The 21,088-nt window shown below is 65.0% G+C and carries 18 protein-coding genes; 6 read left to right on the forward strand and 12 right to left on the reverse strand.

Annotated elements, in window-relative coordinates; genetic code table 11:
- Window positions 1-122 precede the first annotated feature (122 nt).
- The gene (locus A9D60_RS03820) at window positions 123-1,703 is read left to right on the forward strand and encodes a bifunctional metallophosphatase/5'-nucleotidase (RefSeq protein WP_065266380.1); all 1,581 of its coding nucleotides are present in this window, start codon (window positions 123-125) and stop codon (window positions 1,701-1,703) included.
- Window positions 1,704-1,865: 162 nt separating this feature from the next.
- Window positions 1,866-2,174 (forward strand): J-domain-containing protein, encoded by a 309-nt coding sequence (locus A9D60_RS03825; RefSeq protein ID WP_065266381.1) that lies wholly within the window; start codon window positions 1,866-1,868, stop codon window positions 2,172-2,174.
- Window positions 2,175-2,180: 6 nt separating this feature from the next.
- On the opposite strand, the gene A9D60_RS03830 is transcribed toward A9D60_RS03825, so the two are convergent.
- Window positions 2,181-3,929, reverse strand: a complete 1,749-nt coding sequence (locus tag A9D60_RS03830; protein WP_065266382.1) for a tetratricopeptide repeat-containing sulfotransferase family protein — start codon at window positions 3,927-3,929, stop codon at window positions 2,181-2,183.
- A 90-nt stretch (window positions 3,930-4,019) separates the two neighbouring features.
- Here A9D60_RS03830 and A9D60_RS03835 point away from each other — a divergent pair, with 90 nt between their 5' ends.
- Window positions 4,020-4,709 (forward strand): SOS response-associated peptidase, encoded by a 690-nt coding sequence (locus A9D60_RS03835; RefSeq protein WP_065266383.1) that lies wholly within the window; start codon window positions 4,020-4,022, stop codon window positions 4,707-4,709.
- Window positions 4,710-4,712: 3 nt separating this feature from the next.
- Here A9D60_RS03835 and A9D60_RS03840 read toward each other — a convergent pair whose 3' ends face one another.
- Window positions 4,713-5,300, reverse strand: a complete 588-nt coding sequence (locus tag A9D60_RS03840; RefSeq protein WP_441295054.1) for a MarR family winged helix-turn-helix transcriptional regulator — start codon at window positions 5,298-5,300, stop codon at window positions 4,713-4,715.
- 66 nt (window positions 5,301-5,366) lie between these two features.
- Here A9D60_RS03840 and mnmH point away from each other — a divergent pair, with 66 nt between their 5' ends.
- Complete coding sequence (gene mnmH / locus A9D60_RS03845) at window positions 5,367-6,419, forward strand: tRNA 2-selenouridine(34) synthase MnmH (RefSeq protein ID WP_065266384.1); 1,053 nt, start codon at window positions 5,367-5,369, stop codon at window positions 6,417-6,419.
- A gap of 81 nt (window positions 6,420-6,500) precedes the next feature.
- Here mnmH and selD read toward each other — a convergent pair whose 3' ends face one another.
- Genes selD through A9D60_RS03880 form a run of 7 tightly spaced genes read right to left on the reverse strand, consistent with a single transcriptional unit; the run spans window position 6,501 to window position 14,622 of the window.
- Window positions 6,501-8,663 (reverse strand): selenide, water dikinase SelD, encoded by a 2,163-nt coding sequence (gene selD, locus A9D60_RS03850; protein ID WP_065266455.1) that lies wholly within the window; start codon window positions 8,661-8,663, stop codon window positions 6,501-6,503.
- 31 nt (window positions 8,664-8,694) lie between these two features.
- Window positions 8,695-9,096 carry a Na+/H+ antiporter subunit G gene (locus tag A9D60_RS03855; RefSeq protein ID WP_065266385.1) on the reverse strand — a complete coding sequence of 134 codons (402 nt, stop codon included), beginning with the start codon at window positions 9,094-9,096 and terminating at the stop codon, window positions 8,695-8,697.
- A gap of 10 nt (window positions 9,097-9,106) precedes the next feature.
- The gene (locus tag A9D60_RS03860; protein ID WP_065266386.1) at window positions 9,107-9,376 is read right to left on the reverse strand and encodes a K+/H+ antiporter subunit F; all 270 of its coding nucleotides are present in this window, start codon (window positions 9,374-9,376) and stop codon (window positions 9,107-9,109) included.
- A complete protein-coding gene (locus tag A9D60_RS03865) occupies window positions 9,373-9,870 on the reverse strand; it encodes a Na+/H+ antiporter subunit E (RefSeq protein WP_065266387.1) in 498 nt (165 codons plus the stop codon). The genes A9D60_RS03860 and A9D60_RS03865 overlap by 4 nt, the downstream gene beginning before the upstream one ends.
- Window positions 9,867-11,405: a monovalent cation/H+ antiporter subunit D gene (locus tag A9D60_RS03870; protein ID WP_065266388.1), complete on the reverse strand. Its 1,539-nt coding sequence runs from the start codon at window positions 11,403-11,405 to the stop codon at window positions 9,867-9,869. Before A9D60_RS03870 ends, A9D60_RS03865 begins: the two co-directional genes overlap by 4 nt.
- Window positions 11,405-11,758 (reverse strand): Na+/H+ antiporter subunit C, encoded by a 354-nt coding sequence (locus A9D60_RS03875; RefSeq protein ID WP_065266389.1) that lies wholly within the window; start codon window positions 11,756-11,758, stop codon window positions 11,405-11,407. Before A9D60_RS03875 ends, A9D60_RS03870 begins: the two co-directional genes overlap by 1 nt.
- Before the next feature lie 2 nt (window positions 11,759-11,760).
- Window positions 11,761-14,622, reverse strand: a complete 2,862-nt coding sequence (locus A9D60_RS03880) for a monovalent cation/H+ antiporter subunit A (RefSeq protein ID WP_065266390.1) — start codon at window positions 14,620-14,622, stop codon at window positions 11,761-11,763.
- Between the two features lie 256 nt (window positions 14,623-14,878).
- On the opposite strand from A9D60_RS03880, the gene A9D60_RS03885 reads away from it, so the two are divergent.
- Both A9D60_RS03885 and A9D60_RS03890 read left to right on the forward strand, forming a co-directional pair.
- Window positions 14,879-15,352 carry a rhodanese-like domain-containing protein gene (locus A9D60_RS03885; protein ID WP_083194095.1) on the forward strand — a complete coding sequence of 158 codons (474 nt, stop codon included), beginning with the start codon at window positions 14,879-14,881 and terminating at the stop codon, window positions 15,350-15,352.
- Between the two features lie 62 nt (window positions 15,353-15,414).
- A complete protein-coding gene (locus tag A9D60_RS03890) occupies window positions 15,415-16,194 on the forward strand; it encodes an alpha/beta fold hydrolase (RefSeq protein WP_083194096.1) in 780 nt (259 codons plus the stop codon).
- Between the two features lie 227 nt (window positions 16,195-16,421).
- Here the strand turns inward: A9D60_RS03890 and mdoH are convergent, their stop codons facing one another.
- Genes mdoH through A9D60_RS03910 form a run of 3 tightly spaced genes read right to left on the reverse strand, consistent with a single transcriptional unit; the run spans window position 16,422 to window position 21,063 of the window.
- Window positions 16,422-18,299 carry a glucans biosynthesis glucosyltransferase MdoH gene (gene mdoH, locus A9D60_RS03900; RefSeq protein ID WP_065266457.1) on the reverse strand — a complete coding sequence of 626 codons (1,878 nt, stop codon included), beginning with the start codon at window positions 18,297-18,299 and terminating at the stop codon, window positions 16,422-16,424.
- A complete protein-coding gene (locus tag A9D60_RS03905) occupies window positions 18,296-19,804 on the reverse strand; it encodes a glucan biosynthesis protein (protein ID WP_065266393.1) in 1,509 nt (502 codons plus the stop codon). The genes mdoH and A9D60_RS03905 overlap by 4 nt, the downstream gene beginning before the upstream one ends.
- On the reverse strand, window positions 19,801-21,063 hold the full coding sequence (locus A9D60_RS03910) for an OpgC family protein (protein ID WP_065266394.1): 1,263 nt from the start codon (window positions 21,061-21,063) through the stop codon (window positions 19,801-19,803). Before A9D60_RS03910 ends, A9D60_RS03905 begins: the two co-directional genes overlap by 4 nt.
- Window positions 21,064-21,088 lie beyond the last annotated feature (25 nt).

Raw genomic sequence — 21,088 nt, forward strand, 5'->3', positions numbered from 1 at the left:
TTGGGGCGCTGGTCGCCGGCCAAGCTGACGCAAGGGGAGGCAGCGTGGCGGCTTTTCCCCTTTGACGGGCGCGGGGTTTGGGCGCAGGCTCCTCTTAAAACAGAACAACGGGAGCGCTCCTCATGATTGCACGGATTCTCACATCGGTTGCGGCCCTGGCCCTGACCGCCGGCACCGCGGCGGCGGAGTACAAGCTGACCATCCTGCACACCAACGACTTTCATTCGCGGTTTGAGCCGATCAACAAATACGACAGCACCTGCGACGCAGAGGACCAGGCCGAGGGCAAGTGTTTCGGCGGCACCGCGCGGCTGGTGACGGCTATCGCGGACGCGCGGGGGCGGGCGGAGAACTCGATCCTGGTAGACGGCGGCGACCAGTTTCAGGGCTCGCTGTTCTATACCTACTACAAGGGCAAGGCCGCGGCGGAGTTCATGACCAAGCTGGGATATGACGGGATGACCGTCGGCAACCATGAGTTCGACGACGGGCCGGAGGTGCTGCGCGGCTTCATGGATGCGGTGGGTTTTCCGGTGCTGATGTCGAATGTGGATGTGTCAGAGGAACCGGTGCTGGCGGATGTGCTGAAGAAATCCACGGTGATCGAGCGGGGCGGTGAGAAAATCGGCCTGATCGGGCTGACGCCGGAGGATACGCATGAGCTGGCAAGCCCCGGCAAGAACGTGCATTTCTCCGATCCCGTGGCGGCGGTGCAGGCGGAGGTGGACAGGCTGACCGCCGAGGGCGTGAATAAGATCGTGGTGCTCAGCCACTCCGGCTATGGCGTTGATCAGCGCGTGGCGGCAGAGACCACCGGGGTGGACGTGATCGTCGGCGGGCATTCAAACACTTACCTTTCCAACACTTCCGAGAAGGCCGCGGGGCCTTATCCGACCGTGGTGAACGGGGTGCAGATCGTGCAGGCTTATGCCTATGGCAAGTTCCTGGGCGAGCTGAACGTGACGTTTGACGATGCGGGCAATGTTGTGAGCACCAGCGGCGAGCCGCTTATCATGGATGCCGCAGTCAGCGAGGATGCGGCGACCCTCGACCGGATCGCGGAACTCGCGCAGCCGCTGGATGAGATCCGAAACAAGGTGGTGGCAGAGGCCGCGGAACCCATCGAAGGCAGCCGCGATGTGTGCCGTGTGCAGGAGTGCCCGATGGGCAATCTGGTGGCTGATGCGATGCTGGACCGGGTCAAGGATCAGGGCGTTACCATCGCCATTGCCAACTCCGGCGGTATCCGCGCCAGCCTGGATGCGGGAGATGTCACCATGGGCGAGGTGCTGACCATCTTGCCGTTCCAGAACACGCTCTCGACGTTCCAGATAGACGGCAAGACGCTGGTTGAGGCGCTGGAAAACGGCGTCAGCCAGGTGGAGGACATCAAGGGCCGCTTCCCGCAGGTGGCCGGGCTGAAATTCAGCTGGGACAGCTCCGCCGCGCCGAACGAAGGCCGTGTCACCGAGGTGATGGTGGCAGAAGGCGATGGGTTTGTGCCGGTTGATCCGGCCAAGATCTATGTGGTGGTTACCAATGACTATGTCCGCAATGGCGGTGACGGCTATGCGATGTTCGAGGGCGACGACAAGAACGCCTATGATTTCGGACCCGACTTGGCGGATGTGCTGGCGGAATACCTTGCTGCGCAAGGCCCCTATACGCCCTATACCGACGGGCGCATTTCGCAGGTGAAATAGGCTGTGGCATTTAGGTCCGAACCTGTCCGAATGTTTCGCGCGCGAAACATTCGGACAGGAGGGCTGCCGCATTATCTTTAGGCATCCTTAACCTTCGCCGGCCCTTCGTTAACGGGCTGGCGGGGACTTTCGCCTGCCGCGCGGCCATGGCAGAATGATGCCATGGACCACCCGCTGATCGACCTCATCAATGCCCGCATCGAAGCCGCCGAGAAGGACGGCGCCTTTGACAATCTGGCGGGCGCAGGCAAGCCGCTGCCGGACTGCGACGACCCGGAGAATGAGCTGGTCAACCGGCTGGTGCGCGAGAGCGGCGGGGTGCCGGAATTCGTCAGCCTGTCGCGAGAGCTGCAGCGGCTGCGGGCGGAGCTGCGCGAGGCCGGCGACCGCAGCCGCCGGCAGGAGATCCTGAAAGAGATGTCGATGATGGACGCGCGGATCGAAATCGCGCGCAAGGCTTACACGAAGTAACTTCTGTTAATCTTTGATTTCCGGCCAGATTTCCGGGTCCAACCCGTCGATGAAGGGCGCAAGGACATCGGCGTATTTTTCCCATTTGCCGATTGAGCGCGTGTGCGCTGTCTGGCGGACCTGGGTGTTCGACAGTGTCAGCACCTGGCCCTCGTGGCGTTCCGGGTGGGCCATATCCTCGACCCAGTCCAGCCCGCAGAACGCGGCCAGCTTGCGGCTTTCGCCCTCGATATCGGCAACGAAGCTTTCATAGCGCAGGTCATGGATTCGCCCCGGCATCACCTGCCGCCAGTGCTGCATCAGCCGGCCATAGAGGTTGATGCGGTGCGCCATCGCCTTGAGGTCGTAAGCGTAGGTGAGCGAGCTGCCGGAGAAATAGCCGCGCCAGATCGACAGCGCCACATCGCGCGGGTCGCGGCAAAGATGAACAAACCGTGCATCCGGGTAAGCGGTGCCAAGGTGGCCCAGCAGGCGGTAGTTGTCGGGCATCTTGTCGACATAGACCGCGGTGCCTTCGGGCATTTCCGGCAGGCGGCTGATGTCCTCTGCCACGAAATTGCGGGCGGCCTCGGGCGTGAAGTCCTGATCCCTTTCGATAAAGGGGTGCAGCAGGAAGGCCGGCACGCCGCGCTCGCCCAAGGGGAACACGTCGGGGTGGAGGCCGATCACGGTTTCCGTCAGGGTGGTGCCGGAGCGGGGCATCCCCACCACATAGATCGGGCGCGGGCCGTCTGCTGCGGTCTCTGCCGGGGTGATCTGATCCGGGAAGGCCGCCATGATGCGAGTGAACTGGCGCTCGCTTTCCTCGTAGTCATAGGGGGTCTGGGCGGCCATACAGGCGTTGGCTTCGTCATTGTGGGCGGCAAATGCTTCCTTGTCGCCCGCCTGATCGGCGATCCGGGCGAGCGCAAAGCTGACGTTCGCACGGTCCAGCGAACGCGGCGCGGCAGCTTTCAGCGCCTTTTGCGCGATGGGCAGCAGCTCTGCGTTCTGGTCGCGGCTGCTGATGCGGGCCAGCATCTCCAGCACCTGGGTGTCCTTGGGGTCCAGCTCCATCAGCGCCAGGCACTGCTCGCGCGCGGCATCGCTTTCGCCGTTGGAAATAAGCTGGCTGGCCAGGCGGCGGCGGGCCTCCACGTTCTGGGGGGCCACGGCGACGGCCTTCTGGGCGGCCTCGGTGGCCTCGTCCTGGCGCATCAGGCGGGCCAGCAGAAGGCTGGCGTTCTGCAGCGCGTCGGCATCGTTGGGGTTCACCTTGAGCGCGGCCTGGTAATCCGCCAGCGTGGCCTTTTCATCGCCGAGCGTGTTCCAGGCCGTCGCGCGCAGCCGCRGMWKCYGCGGCTGGCGAGGGTCACGGGCCAGCGCGGCGGTGGCGGCCTCAATTGCGGCCTCTGCGTTGTTCATCACCAGATGCGCCTGCGCCTGCAGGTAGAGTGCGGCCTGATCGCCGGGCTGGTCCTTCAGCACCCGTTCCAGCAGTTTCATCGCCGGTTCGCCCTGCTGCATAAACAACAGAGTCTGCGCCAGGTTTTTGCGGGCGTCGTGAAAGCCGGGGGCCAGCGCCAGCGCCTTCTTGAAATAGGGGACAGCATCGCGGTGCTTGCCCAGGCCGGACAGGGAGATGCCGGCGATATTGGGGAAATCGGGGTGGCTCTTGTGCCGCTTCATGCCGCCCTTGGACTGTTTCAGCGCCTGTTTGAACTTACCCTGGTTGAGAAAGCCCAGGGCGGACTGGAGATCGTTCTGAAGAGTCATGAGGCCTATCTATCATCCTGTCAGGGCAGCTGAAAATCCTGCGCCGCGGAAGGTTTTGCAAACGCGCCGCGGGCTGGGTTAGAAATCAGCATGTGCGGACGATTTGCCATAACCCTGCCCACGGATGCAATGGCGCAGCTGTTTGCGGCACAGCCGGCAAATGATTTGCCCATAGTGCCCAATTACAACGTCTGCCCGACAAATCCGGTGCATGTGGTGCAGGCGGGAGATGCAGGACGGCAGCTGGTGTCCATGCGCTGGGGATTTCTGCCGCATTGGTACAAGAGCGAGAGCGCCGGTCCGCTGCTGATCAATGCGCGGGCGGAGACGATTGCGGAAAAGCCCGCCTTTGCCGCTGCGGCTCGCGAGCGGCGCTGCCTGATCCCGGCCAGCGGGTTTTATGAGTGGACCAAATCGGAGGAGGGCGCCCGGTTGCCCTGGTACATCCATCGCAGCGACACGGCCCCCATTGCCTTTGCTGCGGTCTGGCAGAGCTGGGGGGCTGATGATCCGGTCAAGACCTGCGCAATTGTCACCACCGCCGCTAACGAAGGGCTTTCACCTATCCACCATCGGATGCCGCTGATCCTGGAGGCGGAAAATTGGGGCAAATGGCTGGGCGAGGAGGGCCATGGCGCCGCCCGGCTGATGCAGCCGGGGGAAGAGGGCGTGCTGGATTTCCACCGGGTTGATCCGGCGGTGAACTCCAACCGGGCTGAGGGGCCGGAGCTGATCGAACCCTTCGGGGAGGAGGATACCCCGCGCGGGCAGCTGATCTGAGCGCTACTCGGCGGCGTGGCGGGCGGGCAGGTCGCGCTGCGGTGCGCGGCTGAGGTCATTGCCTGCCAGCGTCGCCTTTTGCAGCAGCGCCACAAAGACTTCCTGTTCCGCCTCGGTGAGCCCGGTCAGGATGCCGGGCTGGGAGGCCCGCACGATAGGCAGGATATGCTCCAGAAGCGCCGTGCCGTCGCGGGTCAGGCTGACCTCGCGGGCACGGCGGTCGGCCTTGGACACGCATCGCTGCACCAGCCCCTTGTCCACCAGCCGGTCCACCACCTTGCCCAGAGTGGCGCGGTCATAGGCGATCAGGCCCGCAACCGACGCCTGGTCGATGCCGGGATGGCGGTGGATTGCGGCCATGGCAGAGAATTGCACCGGCGTAAGATCGACGCCTTCTGCCGCCATATGGTCCATGAACTGGCCGACCGAAATCTGGTGCAGCCGGCGGATCAGGTGGCCGGGCAGGGAGTGGATGTCCAACGGGTCGGTCGTCATGGCCTTCTGGTCCTTGGCGGTCTGCTCCGCGGCATATTGCACGGAATTGGTCTGTTCGCAGAAAGTGCCATAGCGCCCTGTGCGCAATGCGCGCAAGACTTATCGCCGCGGCAGCAGCAATTGCGGCTTTTCCTTGCGCATGGGGCGCGGTAGGCATGGGCCATGGCGCTGAAATTCACCTCCCTGACAGAGTTCTATGCGCACGGGTTCGACACCGTGATCGACGTGCGCAGCCCGGCGGAATATGCCGAAGACCATGTGCCGGGGGCGATCAGCCTGCCGGTGCTGAACAACGAGGAACGGGCCGCGGTCGGAACGATTTACGTGCAGGACAGCCCCTTCAAAGCGCGTAAGCTGGGGGCGGCGCTGGTGTTCCGCAATGCCGCCAATCACATTGAGCAGAGCCTGAGCCACCACGAGGGCGGCTGGAAACCGCTGGTCTATTGCTGGCGCGGCGGCCAGCGGTCTGGGTCCTTCACCTGGATGCTGCAGCAGATCGGCTGGCGCGCCGAGGTGGTGGAGGGCGGCTATCAGACCTACCGCCGGCTGGTGAACGCAGCGCTTTACCAGACCGCGCTGCCGTACCGGCTGGTGGCGCTGGACGGCTATACCGGATCGGCCAAGACCGAGGTGCTGAAACGCGCCAGGCACCTGGGCGTGCAGGTGCTGGACCTGGAGGGGCTGGCCAATCACCGCGGCTCTTTGCTGGGCGACATGCCGACGCCGCAGCCCTCGCAGAAGGGGTTTGAGTCCGCTGTGGCGGGCGCGCTGATGAAGCTGGACCCGTCCCGCCCGGTGCTGGTGGAGGCGGAGTCGAGCAAGATCGGCCAGCGCATCATCCCGCCTTCGGTCTGGGATGCGATGAAGCGGGCGCCGAGGATTGAGCTGCAGGTGCCGGTGGCAGCGCGCTGCCGGTATCTGGTGGAAGCCTACGACGATATCCTGTCTGATGCGGACAAGCTGCGTGACAAGCTGGGCCCCTTGCGTGCGCACAGGTCCGGCGCAGTGGTGGACGGCTGGTTCGCCAGCATCGAGGCGGGCGACAAGGCTGCGTTGACCGAGGCGCTGATGGTGGAGCATTACGACCCCGCCTACCGCAAGTCCCGCGCGGCCATCGGTGCGGAGGTCGCGGCCACGGTGGAAGCGGATGCGCTGGATGAAGCGGGGCTGGACGCCGCTGCAGCGCAGGTGGCAGCGGTCATTTCCGGTCTCTGACGGGGGGTCTCCCGCCCGTCGCCGGAACATCTGCGATGTCCCGCTCCCGTTGGGCGTGGCGCTGCGCCGGGGCGCAGCGGGTCAGGTGCTGAGAGTAATGGCGCCGAAACCTTCGGTGACCTTGCCGATCCGGGCTGCCGGGTATCCTGCAGCTTGCAGCTGCTCCAGCAATGCATCAGCCTGATCTGCAGCAACCGCTGCCAGCAGCCCGCCCGCGGTTTGCGGGTCGAACAGCAGGTCCTGCCAGCCGGTCGTCTTCAACTCCGGCAGGGCTGCCTGATTGGCGGGGAAAAGGGAGGAACGGATGCCGCGATCCGCCAGCTCCGCAGCGCCCTGCATCAAGGGGATCTGCCCAGTGAACAGCTCCGCCCCGGTTCGGGACGCTTCGCAGATGCCAAGCAGATGGCTCAGGAGACCGAAGCCGGTCACATCGGTCATAGCGTGCGCGTCCTGCAGGATGCCGGCGGCGGCGCCCTGCGGCTGGCTCATCTGGTCAAGCGCGGCCGCCACCCATTCGCCCCTGGCTTCGCCGGCCATCTCCGCGGCCATCAGCACGCCGGAGCCGAGGGGTTTGGTCAGGATCAGCGCATCGCCGGGTTGCGCACCTGCGAGGGTGATGGCGGGGCGGGGGCAGAGGCCGGTGACGGTGAAGCCAATGGTCAGCTCATCGCCCAGCGAGGTGTGGCCGCCGATGATGGCGGCGCCGGCCGCCTGCATGACCTCGGAGGCCGCGCCCATGATCTCCTGCAGGGTGCGGGCCTGCAGGGCGGGCGACATGCGCGGCAGGATCAGGTTGGCGGTGGCGGCCTGCGGTTCCGCGCCCATCGCCCAGATATCGCCAAGCGCGTGCACGGCGGCGATGCGGGTCATCAGCACCGGGTCATTGGTGAAGCTGCGCAGGTGATCGGTGCTGATCACCTGATTGACGCCTCCGGTTGTCAGCAGCGCCGCGTCGTCGCCGGGCAGGGGCGTAAAGTCGTCGCGGTCCGCAGTCCCAAGGCCCGCAAGCGTGCCGAGCAGCGCGTCGCGCCCGACCTTGGCGCCGCAGCCGCCGCACATTGGTTTTTCGCCGAGGGCTTGCTCCATATCGAGGGTGTGTTCGGCGGGCAGGTCCGGCGGGTCCATGGCGGGAAGGTCGCGGAATTTCTCCATGAAGGCCTGGTCGATGCGGTCCTTCCAGGTCCACATCAGTGGTCCGGAGAGGGTAGTGCCGAAGCGTTCGCCAAGCGCCTCCTTGGAGCCCATGGAAATCAGTTTCAGGTAGTCTTTCTGAGGCTTGTATTTGCGCAGCGGATCGCCGGTCATCAGGGCGCGCAGGTTGTGGTAGAGCACCGGTGCCTGGCGGACGGCGTAGACGCCGGCCTTGGGGCGCGGGGCAAAATCCATATGGGCGCAGTCGCCGGCGGCAAAGACCTGGGGATCGGAGCTTTGCAAGGTTTCGTTGACGCGGATGAAGCCGTCGTTCAGGTCCAGCCCGCTGTCCGCCAGCCAGCCGTAGGGGCGGGCACCAGCGGCGCCGGTGGTGAAATCGGAGAGGATCTCCCGCCCGTCCTGCAGCGTGATGTAGGTGTCTTCGACACGTTTGATGTGCGCGTTCTCCTCCAGCCGCACGCCGTGTTCGACGAGGGCGCGCCGCAGAGACTGACTGGCCTTGCCTCCGATTGCGCGCAGGGCTTCACCGCTGTCGATCAGTGTCGCCTGCGCCAGACGGCCGCGGGACCTGAGGGCATGGGCCATGGCGAGGATCAGCTCCACCCCTGCAACGCCGCCGCCTATCACTGCCACATGGGCCGGGCCGTCCCCTTCGCGGAAGGCGGCCCAGCGGGCGGCGAAGCGGTCCAGCGGCTTGGCGGGGATGCCGTGGCCGGCAAAGCCTGGCAGATCCGGCATGGCGGAGGTGATACCGATGTCGATGGAGGCGACGTCATAGGCGATTGGCGGGCGGCCGGGCACATGCACCAGCCGGGCAGCGGTGTCGATATGCTCAGCTGCGCCCAGGACCACGCGGGCGCCCGCAAAACGGGCGAGGCGGACCAGGTCGATGTCCAGTTCGTCCCGCTGGTAATGGCCCGCTACAAAGCCCGGCAGCATACCGGAATAGGGGGCTGCGGGGCCGGGGTTGATCACTGTCAGCCGGGCGCCGGGCAGGGGCTTCATGCCCCATTTGCGCAGCACCAGCGCGTGGGTGTGGCCGCCGCCCACCAGAACCAGGTCACGGGTCAGCGGCAGGCGGGAAGTGTCGATCACGGGTCAGGCCTTCCTGGGTGCAGTGCGGTCAGTCTTCGGCGGGCGGGGTTTGGGAGGCGCTGCGGCGTTCCTCGTCTTCGGGCGTGTCATGGGTGGCCCAGTGGTCGTCGCCGCCGGCTTCGGGCATGGTGTCGCGGGTTTCCTGCCGGTGGATATGCACTTTGGCAATGAAATTTGCCGTGATCGGCGCGGTCAGGAACAGGAACAGAGTGATCATCAGCTCATGGTAGGAGAAGTATTTCTCAAACGCGGCTGCGTGCAGCATCGAGGCCAGCAGCACGCCGCCGACGCCCAGGGTGGTGGCCTTGGTCGGGGCGTGCAGCCGTGACATCTGGTCGTTCAGCTTGATCAGCCCGTAGGAGCCGACAATACCGAAGATGCCGGCGGTCACCAGGAAGGCGGCAACGAGGAATTCAAGGATGGTTTCCATGGCTTTCCCCTTATTCGATGATGTTGCCGCGCAGGATGAAGCGCGCGTAGGCCACGGTGGAGACAAAGCCGAGCATGGCGATGATCATCGCGGCCTCAAAGAAAATCTCGGTCCCCAGCGCCATGCCGTAAAGCACCATCAGGGCGATGGCGTTGATGAACATGGTGTCGAGCGCCAGGATGCGGTCGGCCACATCGGGGGCGGTGACGACCTTCCAGAGGTTCATCAGCATGGCGAGCGCGAAGCAGGCGAAGGCGAAGGTTGCGGCGGCTTCGATCATTCGAAAATCTCCATCAGCCGGCGCTCGTAGCGCTGTTTGATTTCATCCCGCACCGCGTCCGGGTTGGGGGCGTCGAGGCAGTGCACCAGCAGGGCGTGGCCCTCATCCGAGACATCCGCCGACAGGGTGCCCGGGGTCATGGTGATGGTGCCGGCAAGGGCGGTGATGGCCTCCGGCGTTTTCAGCTCCAGCGGGATAGTGATCCAGTTGGGGCGGCGGTCGGCGTTGGGTTTGAACAGCACGATGCGGGCAACGATGATGTTCGCTTGCACGATGTCCAGGAGCACCACCAGGATGTATTCCGCGATCTTGAGCGGGCGCCGCAGATTGGGGCGGTTAGGCCAGAACGGCTGGGTCACGAATGGGATGATGACCCCCAGCATAAAGCCGAAGACCAGAGAGTTCAGCGACCAGCGGTTCACCATCAGAAGCCAGGTGAGAGTCAGCAAAAGCGTCAGCAGGGGGTGCGGAAACAGGCGCCAGATCAGTTTCATTCCTCGGTCCTCCCTAGCACGGTGTCGATATAGGCCGAGGGCGCATAGAGCTGCGCTGCCGTGGCCTCGGCATAGCGGGTGGCGGGGCCGGCAAAGACGGTGAGCGCCACCAGACCGCCAAGCAGGCCGAAGCAAGCCACGAACGGCAGCTGTGCCGGCCGGGCGGGCAGGGTGCCAACCGGTGGTTCCTCGATGGTTCCCGGGTCTTCCGCAGGCAGGCCGTGGCCCTTCCAGAACAAGAGCGAGCCTGCGCGGGCCATGCCGATGATGGTCACCAGCGAACCCAGCAGGATCACGCCCCAGATCCAGGGGGCGAGGGCCGCACCGCGGGTGGCGTCAAGGACCAGCAGCTTGCCCAGGAAGCCCGACAGCGGCGGCATCCCTGCGAGCGCGATGGCCGCGGCAAAGAACAGGGCCGAGATCAGCCCGGTCTGCGGCATCGGAAGCTGCGGCAGAATCCACTGGCCCTGGCGTTCCATCACCAAGTCAGCAACCAGGAACAGAAGTGCGGCGGCCAGGGTGGAGTGCACCAGATAGTAAAGCGCGGCGGCGGCTGCGGTCTGGGTAAACAGCGAAATGGCGATCAGAAGCGTGCCCATGGAAGCGATGGCGCCGAAGGCAGCGAGGCGGCCCAGCTTCTTGGAGCCGAGGACACCGATGGCCCCGGCGCCGAGGGTCAGGAGGGCGGCGGGCAGCAGCCAGCTTTCGGTCAGGCCTGCGGTGGCCTCAACCTCGGGGCCGAAGACCAGCGTGTAGATGCGCAGGATCGAATAGGCACCGACCTTGGTCATGATTGCAAACAGTGCCGCCACCGGCATCGGCGCGTTGGCATAGGCCGAGGGAAGCCAGAAGTGGAGCGGCAGGAGCGACGCCTTGATGGCAAACACCAAGAGCAGCATCACCGCGCCAACGCGTAGCAACGCCGTGTCCTCCGCCGGGATCTGGGAGACCTTCACGGCGAGGTCGGCCATGTTGAGGGTGCCGGTCACGGAGTAAAGTGTGCCGAGGGCAAACAGGAACAGGGTGGAGCCCAGGAGGTTGAACACCACATACTGCACGCCGGCCTGGAAGCGGCGGGTGCCGCCGGAGTGGATCATCAGCCCGTAGGAGGCGATCAGCAGCACCTCGAAGAAAACAAACAGGTTGAAGGCGTCACCGGTCAGGAAGGCGCCCATGATGCCCATAAGCTGGAACTGGAACAGCGCGTGGAAGTTGCTGCCGCGGGTGTCCCAGCCGGAGCCGATGGCGTAGAGCAGCACCGGCAAGGCCAGCAGTGAGGTCAGCACGATCATCATCGCCGACAGCCGGTCCAGCACCAGCACGATGCCAAAGGGTGCGGGCCAGTCGCCGAGCTCATAGACATGCACGCTGCCGTCAGCGGCCTTTGCGGCCAGCGCCAGTGTGATGCCTGCCAGCAGCACCGCGCTGGCCAGCGAAAAGATTCGCTGCAGGTCCAGATGGTGGCGCAGCACCATGATGATGAAAGGCGCGACAAGGGCGGGCAGAACCACTGGTGCGATCAGAAGATGCTCCATCATGCGTCCTCCTCTGCGCCGTCTGCCTCAACCGGCATCGCGGTGCCGTCATCGCGGGACGAGAGGTATGCCCCCAGCGCGATCATCACCACCACTGCGGTCATGCCGAAGGAGATCACGATGGCAGTGAGCACCAGCGCCTGCGGCAGCGGGTCGGTATAGGCGACCTCCTCATACTTGTTGAGGATCGGCGGCGCGCCTGTGACCAGCCTGCCGGTGGCAAAAAGGAACACGTTGACAGCATAGGTCAGCAGCGACAGGCCCAGGATAACCGGGAAGCTGCGGCGACGCAGGATCAGGTAGATGCCGGCCGCCGTCAGGATGCCCACGGCCGAGGCAACGAGAAGTTCCATGCTTATCCCTCCGTCCCGGTCTTGGCCGCTTCGTCGCGTGCCGGGTTGATGTCCATTGCGTGTTCGGAGCTCATCCCCGGCTGCCAGGCAAAGCGCGAGAGGCTTTCGAGCGCTAGCAGCACCGCGCCGACAACAGCCAGGAAGACACCGAGGTCAAAGAGGGCAGCGGTTGCCCATTCGAACTCCTCCAGCGGCGGCCAGTGCAGGTAGCCGAAATCGCTGGTGAGGAACGGCTTGCCGTTGAACCAGGCGCCCATGCCGGTGGCGGCGGCGATCAGCACGCCGGAGCCGATGATGGCATGGTAGGGGTAGCGCTGGCGTTCGGTCGCCCAGGCAAAGCCGGAGGCCATGTACTGCATGATGATGGCGATGGCCGCGACCAGCCCGGCGATGAAGCCGCCGCCCGGCAGGTTGTGGCCGCGGAAGAAGATATAGGCCGCCACCATAAGCGCCAACGGCATCATCACCCGGGTTGCCACCACCATCATCAGCGGGTGGGCGTCGCCCGCCTGCGGCAGGTCGGGCTTGCGGTTCAGGAGATAGGCGCGGACCTTGGATCCGAGCACCGCCTCGGTCAGGGCAAAGATCACCATGGCGGCGATGCCCAGCACGATGATCTCGCCGAATGTGTCATAGCCGCGGAAGTCGACCAGGATCACGTTCACCACATTGGTGCCGCCGCCGCCCTTGTAGGAGTTGGCGAGGTGGAAATCCGAGATGGTCGGGAAGGCGAAGTCGCGTATCAAGAGCGCATAGATCAGCCCGCCGGCGCCAAGGCCCGCCACCACCGCAATCGCGCCGTCGCGGATGCGGGTGAGGGCCGGGGTTTCAACCGGGGTTTCCTTGGGCATGAAATTGAGCGCCAGCAGCATCAGAATGATGGTGACAACCTCAACCGAGATCTGGGTCAAGGCCAGATCGGGGGCGGAGAGGTAGTTGAAGGACAGTGATACAACGAGGCCGACCACGCCGATCAGCACCAGCGACAGCAGGCGGTTGCGGTGCTTGGCAACGATGAACAGGGTTGCCACCACCAGGGCAAACCAGCCGACAACCGGCAGCGCACCCGGGTCCTGCATTTGGCGGGTTTCAACGCCCAGGGTGCCGCCGCGGTAGGCGACATAGCTGATGGCCACGGTGAAGGTGACCATGATCGCCGCGTAACGGGTGAGAACGCCGTTGTGCAAGCCTTCGGTCACGAACTGGCTGAGGCGGGTGAAGGCGCCGATCAAGGCCTCGAAAATGGTCTTGGCCTCTGGCCGGGGCATGGCGTTCCAGGCCCGCTGCAGGGGCGCGTGCAGCGCCAGCAGGGTCAAGCCGCCGATGGTGGCCGCCGCCGACATATAAAGCGCCGGAGTGAGCCCGTGCCAGAGTTTGAGCGAATAGTAGGGCAGCTCGCCGCCGCCGATGACTGCGCCTGCTGCGGTGGCGACCATCGGTCCTGCGATCTTGGCCGAGGCCAGACCGATCAGCACCACCAGCACGACCAGGAAGGCCGGGCCGATCCACATGCCGGTGTTCGGGTCATGCGGGTGGCCGGGGTAGTCGTCTTGTTTGCGGCCGAGGAACACATGCACGATGAAGCGGAAGGAATAGGCGGCGGAGAACAGTGCCGCCACCGTGGCCAGCGCGGGCACGATCAGATGCGAGCCGTTCCAGATGGTGTGGGCAGTTTCCTCCAGCATCATTTCTTTGGAGAGGAAACCGTTGAGGGGCGGGATACCGGCCATGGACAGGGCTGCAACCGTGCCGATGGTGAAAGTGATCGGCATCAGGTGGCGCAATCCGCCAAGGCGCTTGATGTCGCGGGTGCCGGCCTCGTGGTCGACGATGCCTGCGGTCATGAACAGCGCTGCCTTGAAAGTGGCGTGGTTGATGATGTGGAAGACCGCGGCCACCGCGGCGATCTTGGTGCCAAAGCCCAGCAGCATGGTGATCAGGCCCAGGTGGCTGACGGTAGAGAACGCCAGCAGCGCTTTGAGGTCGTCCTTGAACAGCGCGATCACCGCGCCGACCAGCATGGTGACAAGGCCGGTGGTGGCAACGATGTAAAACCACTCCGGCGTGCCGGCCAGCACCGGCCACAGGCGGGCCATCAAAAACAGCCCGGCCTTCACCATGGTGGCGGAGTGCAGATAGGCCGAAACCGGTGTCGGGGCGGCCATCGCGTGCGGCAACCAGAAATGGAACGGGAACTGGGCCGATTTGGTGAAGGCCCCCAGCAGGATCAGGATCAGCGCGGGCAGGTAGAGGTCCGAGGATTGGATCGCTTCTTTGTTTTGCAGGATCACGCTGAGGTCATAGGAACCTGCAATGTTGCCGAGGATCAGCATGCCGGCAATCATCGCCAGCCCGCCGGAGCCGGTCACCGTTAGCGCCATGCGTGCGCCCTGGCGGCCTTCGGGCAGGTGCTTCCAGTAACCGATCAGCAGGAAGGAGCTGAGCGAGGTGAGCTCCCAGAACACCAGCAAAAGCAGGATGTTGTCGGACAGAACGATGCCGACCATCGCGCCCTGGAACAGCAGCAGGTAGCTGTAGAACTGCCCCATCGGGTCTTCGCGCGACAGGTAGTAGCGGGCGTAGAGGATGATCAGGAGGCCGATGCCAAGGATCATTGCCGCAAACAGGAAACCAAGGCCGTCCAGAAAGAAATGCGCGTTGAGGCCAAGTGCTGGCAGCCAGTCCACCGCGGCATAGACCGTCTCGCCGCGGAACACGGCGGGGATGTGCAGCATCAGGCCGATGAAGGCAAGCAGCGTGGTCAGCCCGGCGGCGGAGGCAGCCGCATTGCGTCCGGCGCGGATCAATAGCGCGGGGAAGACGGCTCCGAGAAAGGGCAGGGCCGCAATCAGGAAAAGGGACACGTGCAAGTCTCCTGTCGGGTTGGCGCGTCGTGTTTTGGACCAGTGCTAAGCAATTTTGTTGCTCAGAACCACCCCTGCCGCCCCGATTGCGGCGGGAATGCCGCACCCAAAGGCAGAGTGAATACGCTCGTTACGGGCATAATTGGGCAGCAGGCGCGTAATAACAAGAACTTGACCGATGGAATCGGGCTGTTTCTGGTGATCAAAGGTCAGCGGCCTGCTAGACCGGAGGTGCAGAAGCGTCAGCGGAGGCGGGATGGCACACGTCGAAACAGGGAACCCGAAGCTTACACGGCGGCTGGTGCTGCTGGGAGGCACCGCGGCGGCGGCAGGTTTCGGCTTCTGGTGGCAGCGCCGCCAGCCGCCGGATCACAGCCATCCGCGGCTGAGCGCGGCTGAGGCCTATGGCCAGGCGCAGGCAGGCGAGATCATTCTGGTCGATGTCCGCACCCCGCAGGAATGGCGGGCGTCGGGTGTCCCGGTGGGCAGCCATCAGATCGACATGCGGCGGGATGATTTCATTGCCGCCTTGCAGGCTGTGGCGGGACCTGACCCTTCGGTTCCGGTAGCGCTGATCTGCGCCCGCGGTGTGCGTTCGGCGCGGGTGACGCTGATGCTGGCCGAGGCGGGGTATACCCATGTGATCGACGTGCCGGAAGGGATGTTAGGGTCCGCAGCCGGGCCGGGCTGGATCGCCGGCAACCTGCCTGTGGCGCGGTGGCAGGGGTGATCCGGGGGCTGGGTAATGCTGCTGTTGCTGCAGTGTTTGCAGTGCTTTTGGTCAGTACGGCCATGGCGGGTTGCGGCGAGGAGCGAACCGCTTGCCGCTTGCAGGGCGGTCAGTACCATATCGTGGTGCCGGACAGGGAAGCTGATGACGGTTCCGTGCCTGTGGTGATGTTCCTGCACGGTTATGGGGGCAGCGGCAGCAGCGTGTTGCGCAACCGGGACATGGTCGAGGGTCTGACGCAGCGCGGCTATGCGGTGATCGCGCCAGAGGGGCTGCGGCGGGATGGCAGCGGGCCGCAGTCCTGGGGCTTTGGCCCGTTCACTGCGGGGCGCGACGAGGGCGCGTTTTTTGCGGCGGTGCTGGCGGATGCGGCAGAGCGGTTCGGGACGTCCCGGTCGCAGACGGTGCTGGCCGGGTTCTCGGCCGGCGCCTTCATGGTGCATTACCTGGCCTGCCGCGATCCTGGAGCCTTTGCGGCTTATGCGCCGGTCTCCGGCGCCTTCTGGCGGCCGCAGCCGGAGCGCTGCGCCGGGCCGGTGCGGCTGTTGCAGGTGCATGGCTGGCGCGACGAGGTGGTGCCGCTGGAGGGGCGGATCCTGGGCGGCGGCCGGTTCGAGCAGGGCGATGTCTTTGCCGAGCTGGAGGTCTGGCGCGAGGCCAACGCCTGTGCCTCCCATGCGCCGGACCGGGCGTGGAGTGCCGGGGGACTGATGCGCCGCCGCTGGGATTGCGGTCCGGGAGCGGATATTGAACTGGTGCTGTTTGACGGCGGCCATACGGTGCCTAAGGGCTGGGCGGAGCTGATGGCGGAGTGGTTCGAGGATCAGCCCGCGGTGCGCTGAAGCTGGCGGCGAGGCAAGCCGCGGCGGTCTCCCGCCCCTTTGGCCTCAAAATTAAAGATTTGCAGGCCAAAGCGTTGGGCCGGGCAGCGCGCCCTTTCGGGCGCGCTGCGGTTTCGTTTGCCACTGCCCGCGCCGCGCGGCAGCGCGGCGCCGGACCCAAGGCCGCCAAGGATGTGCCGGCAACAGCCGGGCATCCTGCGGGCGCGGGAGTTCCCTGATTGCGGCGGTTACTCCGCAGGGGTGCCGCGGGCGGCGGTGCCGTCCAGCAGCGCCTTCAGTTCGGCTCGGGCGGCACGGGCGGCGCGGGTGATCTGGGGTTCGGTGAACTCTTCCCGCGTGGCCATCCAGTGGCGGATGCGGTTCACGGTCTTGACGCCGGAGAGCGCAGACAGCGGCACCGCCAGCACCAGGGACAGCGCAATCGGCGCCAGCCACAGCGACACGGTTCCGGTCAGGATGCCGGCCCAGAGCGCAACACCGCTGACGGTTTCCAGCGCGTGGCAGGTCACCAGCGTGCGCAGCGAGTAGCTGCCGCCGTCACGCGCCTGCGGTGCCCAGCCGCGCTGCAGGCCAAGGGCGGTGCGGAACACCGCGATCATCTGCTGCACCATCAGGATCGGCGCATAGAGGATGGCAAGCACCACCTCGGACACGAAAGACAGCGCGAAATGCACCGGGCCGCCGTATTCGGAAAACCGGCTGCCGGTCAGCGGCAAGGCCGAGGCCGCCAGCATTTTGGGGGCCAGCAGCATGGCGTAGATCAGGATGATCACCAGCACATGCTTGGGTTCGGACATGTCCGGCCAGCTGGGGCGGAAGGGGTTGGCCTCGCTGAAGTAGCTGATCACCGAGGCTTCCTCGCTGCGGCCGATCACGGCCCAGAGAACCAGCAGCGCAAACCAGACCGGTGCCATCAGGTATCCGATCGCACCTGCAAAAAGGTGGAAGCGGGAAATTGCGCGGAAGCCTTTGGCGTGCAGCAGATTGAGGTGCTGCAGGTTGCCCTGGCACCAGCGGCGGTCGCGCAGGATGTGGTCGATCAGGGTGGCGGGTGTTTCCTCATACGATCCGCGGATGCGGGGCAGGAAGCGCACCGACCAGCCGGCCCGGCGCAACAGGCCGGCCTCGACGAAATCGTGGCTCATGATCAGCTTGTCGCCGCCACCGAAGCGCGAGCGCAGCAGCGGCAGACCGGCGCAGGCGGCAAAGGCGCGGGTGCGGATGATGGCGTTGTGACCCCAGTAGTTGCCTTCGTGGCCGGCCCAGCGGGCCAAGCCCTCGGCGAGTGCCAGGCCATAGACGCCATTGGCGAACTGCTGCATGCGGCCAAAGACGGACTGGGCGCCAATGAGCTGCGGATAGCTCTGGATCAGGCCGGCGCCGGGATCGCGCGCCAGCGCGTCGGCCAGCCTGGCAATGGCGCGGCCGGTCATCAGACTGTCGGCATCCAGCACCAGCATCGCCTCGTAGTCCGCACCCCAGCGGCGCACCCAGTCGGAGATGTTACCGACCTTGCGGCCCTCGTTGTCGTCGCGGCGGCGGTAATAGAGTTCGGTGCCTTCGGGCAGCATGGTGCGCAGCGCCTCGACGCTGGCGCGCTCCTGCGCAGCAATGGCGTCGTCGCGGGTGTCCGAGAGGATGAACATTGCGTATTCATGCAGGCCGCCGCGGCCGTGAAGCTCCTGCAGCATGGTCTGGGCGTTGCCCAGAACATACCAGGGCACCTCATTGTAGACCGGCATCAGGAGCGCGACCTTCATCGGGCGGGCAGCGCCGCGGGTGGCGGTTCGCTCGCGGCGCGAGAGGCTGTATAGGCCCAACAGAACGGTGGAAACGGTAAAGGCGATCCAGAAGAAGTTGAAAGCAATCAGCGCCAGCAGGATCACCTCCAGCACCGAGAAGCCGCCATCTGTGAACCAGCCGCCCATGACCCAGGTCAGGACGCCGGTTGCGGCCATCGCGGGCGAAAAGGCCAGCAGGCGCCAGAGCGCAACCTGTTTCGGCGCCGCGGCCCCAGGGGCCTCAGCATCGCGGAAGTCCTTGCTGAAGTCCTGTTCCGGCATCGCCAGCGGCTGTTCCGGGGGCATCAGATCACACGTAGTCATGCGGTCCACCTGTAAAGCCAGACCTCAGAGGCGGGGCTGCCGTCTTTCCTGAGCTGGGCGCGAAGTTCGATGTGATCCCGGTCTTCGGGGTCGAAGTTGAAGGCAAGCCGCAGTCCGCCGGTTTCGGGGTTGCGCTGCAGCACGCCTTCGCTGGTCGCCACATGGGGAGAGTGGATGTGGACGTCAAGATCCTCCGGGTCGCCATCGAGAAGCGGATGCGAGTCAAAGTCGATGGTCATGATCCGGCCAGGTCCGCCGAAGATCCGGGCACCCTCTGCAGTGGACAAAACCCGCGCCATCGGCAGCGACGGCTCGCTGCCCCAGGTGAGGCGGTAGCTGAGGCTGATCTCGCTGCCTTTCGCATAGGGCTCTCGCGGGCGCCAGTAAGCGACAATATTGTCGTAGATTTCCTTGTCTGCCGGAATTTCCACCAGGGTGACGGCGCCCTTGCCCCAGTCTTCTTTGGGTTCGACCCATAGGCAGGGGCGCTTGTGGTAGAAGGCTTCGAGGTCGTTGAAGTCCGACAGTTTGCGGGCGCGCTGCATCAGGCCGAAACCGCGCGGGTTTTCGTCAACGAAGGAAGACACCTGAAGGCGTTTCGGGTTGGCGAGCGGCCGCCACAGGGTTTCGCCATTGCCGTTCTGCACCAGCAGGCCGTCGGTGTCGTGCACCGCCGGGCGGAAATCGTCGAAGTCGTGGCGGTTCTTGGCGTCGAACAGGAACATCGAGGTGAGAGGCGCGAGGCCTGCGTGGGTCAGCTCTTCGCGGGCAAACAGCGTGGCCTCCACATCCATCACCGCGCTGCTGCCGGGGGTGATGGTAAAGCGGTAGGCGCCGGTGACTGAGGGGGAATCCATCAGCGCATGCACCACCATGTGCCGCTGGCCGGGGGCAGGGGCCTCCAGCCAGAATTCGATGAACTCTGGGAACTCCTCGCCCTCGGGGTCGGCGGTTTTGAGCGCCAGGCCGCGTGCCGACTGCCCATAGGCATTGCCGGTGCCGATGGCACGGAAATAGCTGGCGCCCTGGAATACGCAGAATTCGGTTTTCTTGCCGGGTTCAGACTGCTCTGTGCGCAGGCGCAGGCCGGAGTAGCCCAGGTCGCCCTCGGTGGTCAGATCGGGGGCTTTGTCGGATTTGTCGAACAGCGACAGATCAAAGGGCACCCGGCTGGACAGCCCGTTTGCCACGGTGTTGATCTGGATTGCGCGTGGAAAGTACAGCCCGGGCAGGAAGAAATCCACGTTGTAGCTGCGGTCTGTCCCGGCCCACAGCGCATCCTTGGTGCGGAACCAGCGCGCCTTGTAGTCGTCATAAGACTGATCCAGCCAGTCCTGCGGCACGGTGGGGCGTTCTGCATAGTCCGCGGCGGCCAGGGCGCGGGCCTTGGCAACGACAATGTCGCGGGTGAACGGCACGGCTTCGCTGGCCATGCCGGGCAGCGCGGCCAGGGCGGTGCTGCCCAATGCGGCAGCCATGAAGGTGCGGCGGGAAATAATGCTCATCGCTTGGCTCTCCAAGGTTGCGACTTGAACCAAGCTGCGGTGTAAGCGCAGACAATGATTAGGAAAAAACCAACCAGGTTGGCGAATGCCGTGGTCATAACCGCGCGGTCGGTCTGGTCAAGCGCAAAGCCGATGAATCGGGCCAGAGCCATCGAAAAAACAAACACTGCAAGCGATTGCTGGCCGACCTTGGTGATCAGTTTCAGCAAAACCGCCCATATGCGTGCAGCCAGCGAATGGCCGGTGGCAATGAGCCGCTTGCCGCCGGTTCCCGCGGCCACCCAGCCCAGATAAGCCAGCGACAGGAAATGGGTGTAGCGCAGCAGGCCGAAGTCGGTCTTCTCGCGCCACTCTGCGGTGATCTCCCAGGTGGGGCGGATCAGACTGGCGAGATCCTTGTTCGCCGCTTCCACCCACAGAAATACTTTCCAGGAGCCGAAGGGGGCTGACAGGATCAGGAATGCGGCGGCCAGGATCACCAGTGCCTTGGAGACGGGCGGCGCGGGCAGCCAGCCTTTCATGAAGGCAAAGCCGGTGAAGAACAGCAGCTGCCAGCCGAGCGGGTTGAAGAACCATTCGCGGTCCGACCACGGTTCCGCCGGGAAGGAGATGCCATTGGGGCCAAGGCCGATCATATAGGGGTTGGCGCTGAGCCAGATCAGCAGGCTGGCAGCGATCACTGCCCAGACCCCGGCCTTCTCCAGCCCCATCATCAGCGGCAACAGGAACAGCACGCCAAGGTACATCGGCAGCACGTCAAAGTAGTTCGGCACATAGGTGAGGGTCATCACCCCGACCAGCTGCTGAACTGTGTTGGTGAAGAACCAGTGCAGGTTCAATGACCCGATGTAGCTCTTGTCGAAGCCGCCGTAGAGGTCAAGCGTCGCCATCGAGGCCGCGAGGAAGAAGAACAGGCCGATGTGGGCCCAGTAGACCTGCCAGCAGCGGAAGACGACGCGGGCGGTGCCGAGCCACCAACCTTGTTTGGCAAAGGAGCTGCCGAAGGCGATGGCCGAGGCCATGCCTGAGCAGAAGACGAAGATCTCGGTTGCGTCGGAAAAGCCGAACCGGGCCGGAATCCAGCTGGCCCAGCGGTTGCCCGGGATATGCGCCACTAGGATGATAAACATGGCGATGCCGCGGTAGAAGTCGAGCCGCGGATCGCGGACACGCGGCTGAGCCGCTTGCGGCGGCGGAGCTGCGCGGTTGGCGGCACTGGGGTCTTTCTGGGGCCCGGGGAAGGGCGCAACACTGGACATGGGTCGTTAGGGTCCTTGGAAGGTC

The sequence above is a fragment of the Leisingera sp. JC1 genome (assembly GCF_001679925.1).
GTDB lineage: Bacteria > Pseudomonadota > Alphaproteobacteria > Rhodobacterales > Rhodobacteraceae > Leisingera.

Coding starts and splice junctions, on each gene's coding strand:
- A9D60_RS03820 (WP_065266380.1), top strand. CDS start 123: ATGATTGCACGGATTCTCACATCGGTTGCGGCCCTGGCCCTGACCGCC.
- A9D60_RS03825 (WP_065266381.1), top strand. CDS start 1,866: ATGGACCACCCGCTGATCGACCTCATCAATGCCCGCATCGAAGCCGCC.
- A9D60_RS03835 (WP_065266383.1), top strand. CDS start 4,020: ATGTGCGGACGATTTGCCATAACCCTGCCCACGGATGCAATGGCGCAG.
- mnmH (WP_065266384.1), top strand. CDS start 5,367: ATGGCGCTGAAATTCACCTCCCTGACAGAGTTCTATGCGCACGGGTTC.
- A9D60_RS03855 (WP_065266385.1), bottom strand. CDS start 9,096: ATGGAAACCATCCTTGAATTCCTCGTTGCCGCCTTCCTGGTGACCGCC.
- A9D60_RS03860 (WP_065266386.1), bottom strand. CDS start 9,376: ATGATCGAAGCCGCCGCAACCTTCGCCTTCGCCTGCTTCGCGCTCGCC.
- A9D60_RS03865 (WP_065266387.1), bottom strand. CDS start 9,870: ATGAAACTGATCTGGCGCCTGTTTCCGCACCCCCTGCTGACGCTTTTG.
- A9D60_RS03870 (WP_065266388.1), bottom strand. CDS start 11,405: ATGGAGCATCTTCTGATCGCACCAGTGGTTCTGCCCGCCCTTGTCGCG.
- A9D60_RS03875 (WP_065266389.1), bottom strand. CDS start 11,758: ATGGAACTTCTCGTTGCCTCGGCCGTGGGCATCCTGACGGCGGCCGGC.
- A9D60_RS03885 (WP_083194095.1), top strand. CDS start 14,879: ATGGCACACGTCGAAACAGGGAACCCGAAGCTTACACGGCGGCTGGTG.
- A9D60_RS03890 (WP_083194096.1), top strand. CDS start 15,415: ATGGCGGGTTGCGGCGAGGAGCGAACCGCTTGCCGCTTGCAGGGCGGT.
- mdoH (WP_065266457.1), bottom strand. CDS start 18,299: ATGACTACGTGTGATCTGATGCCCCCGGAACAGCCGCTGGCGATGCCG.
- A9D60_RS03905 (WP_065266393.1), bottom strand. CDS start 19,804: ATGAGCATTATTTCCCGCCGCACCTTCATGGCTGCCGCATTGGGCAGC.
- A9D60_RS03910 (WP_065266394.1), bottom strand. CDS start 21,063: ATGTCCAGTGTTGCGCCCTTCCCCGGGCCCCAGAAAGACCCCAGTGCC.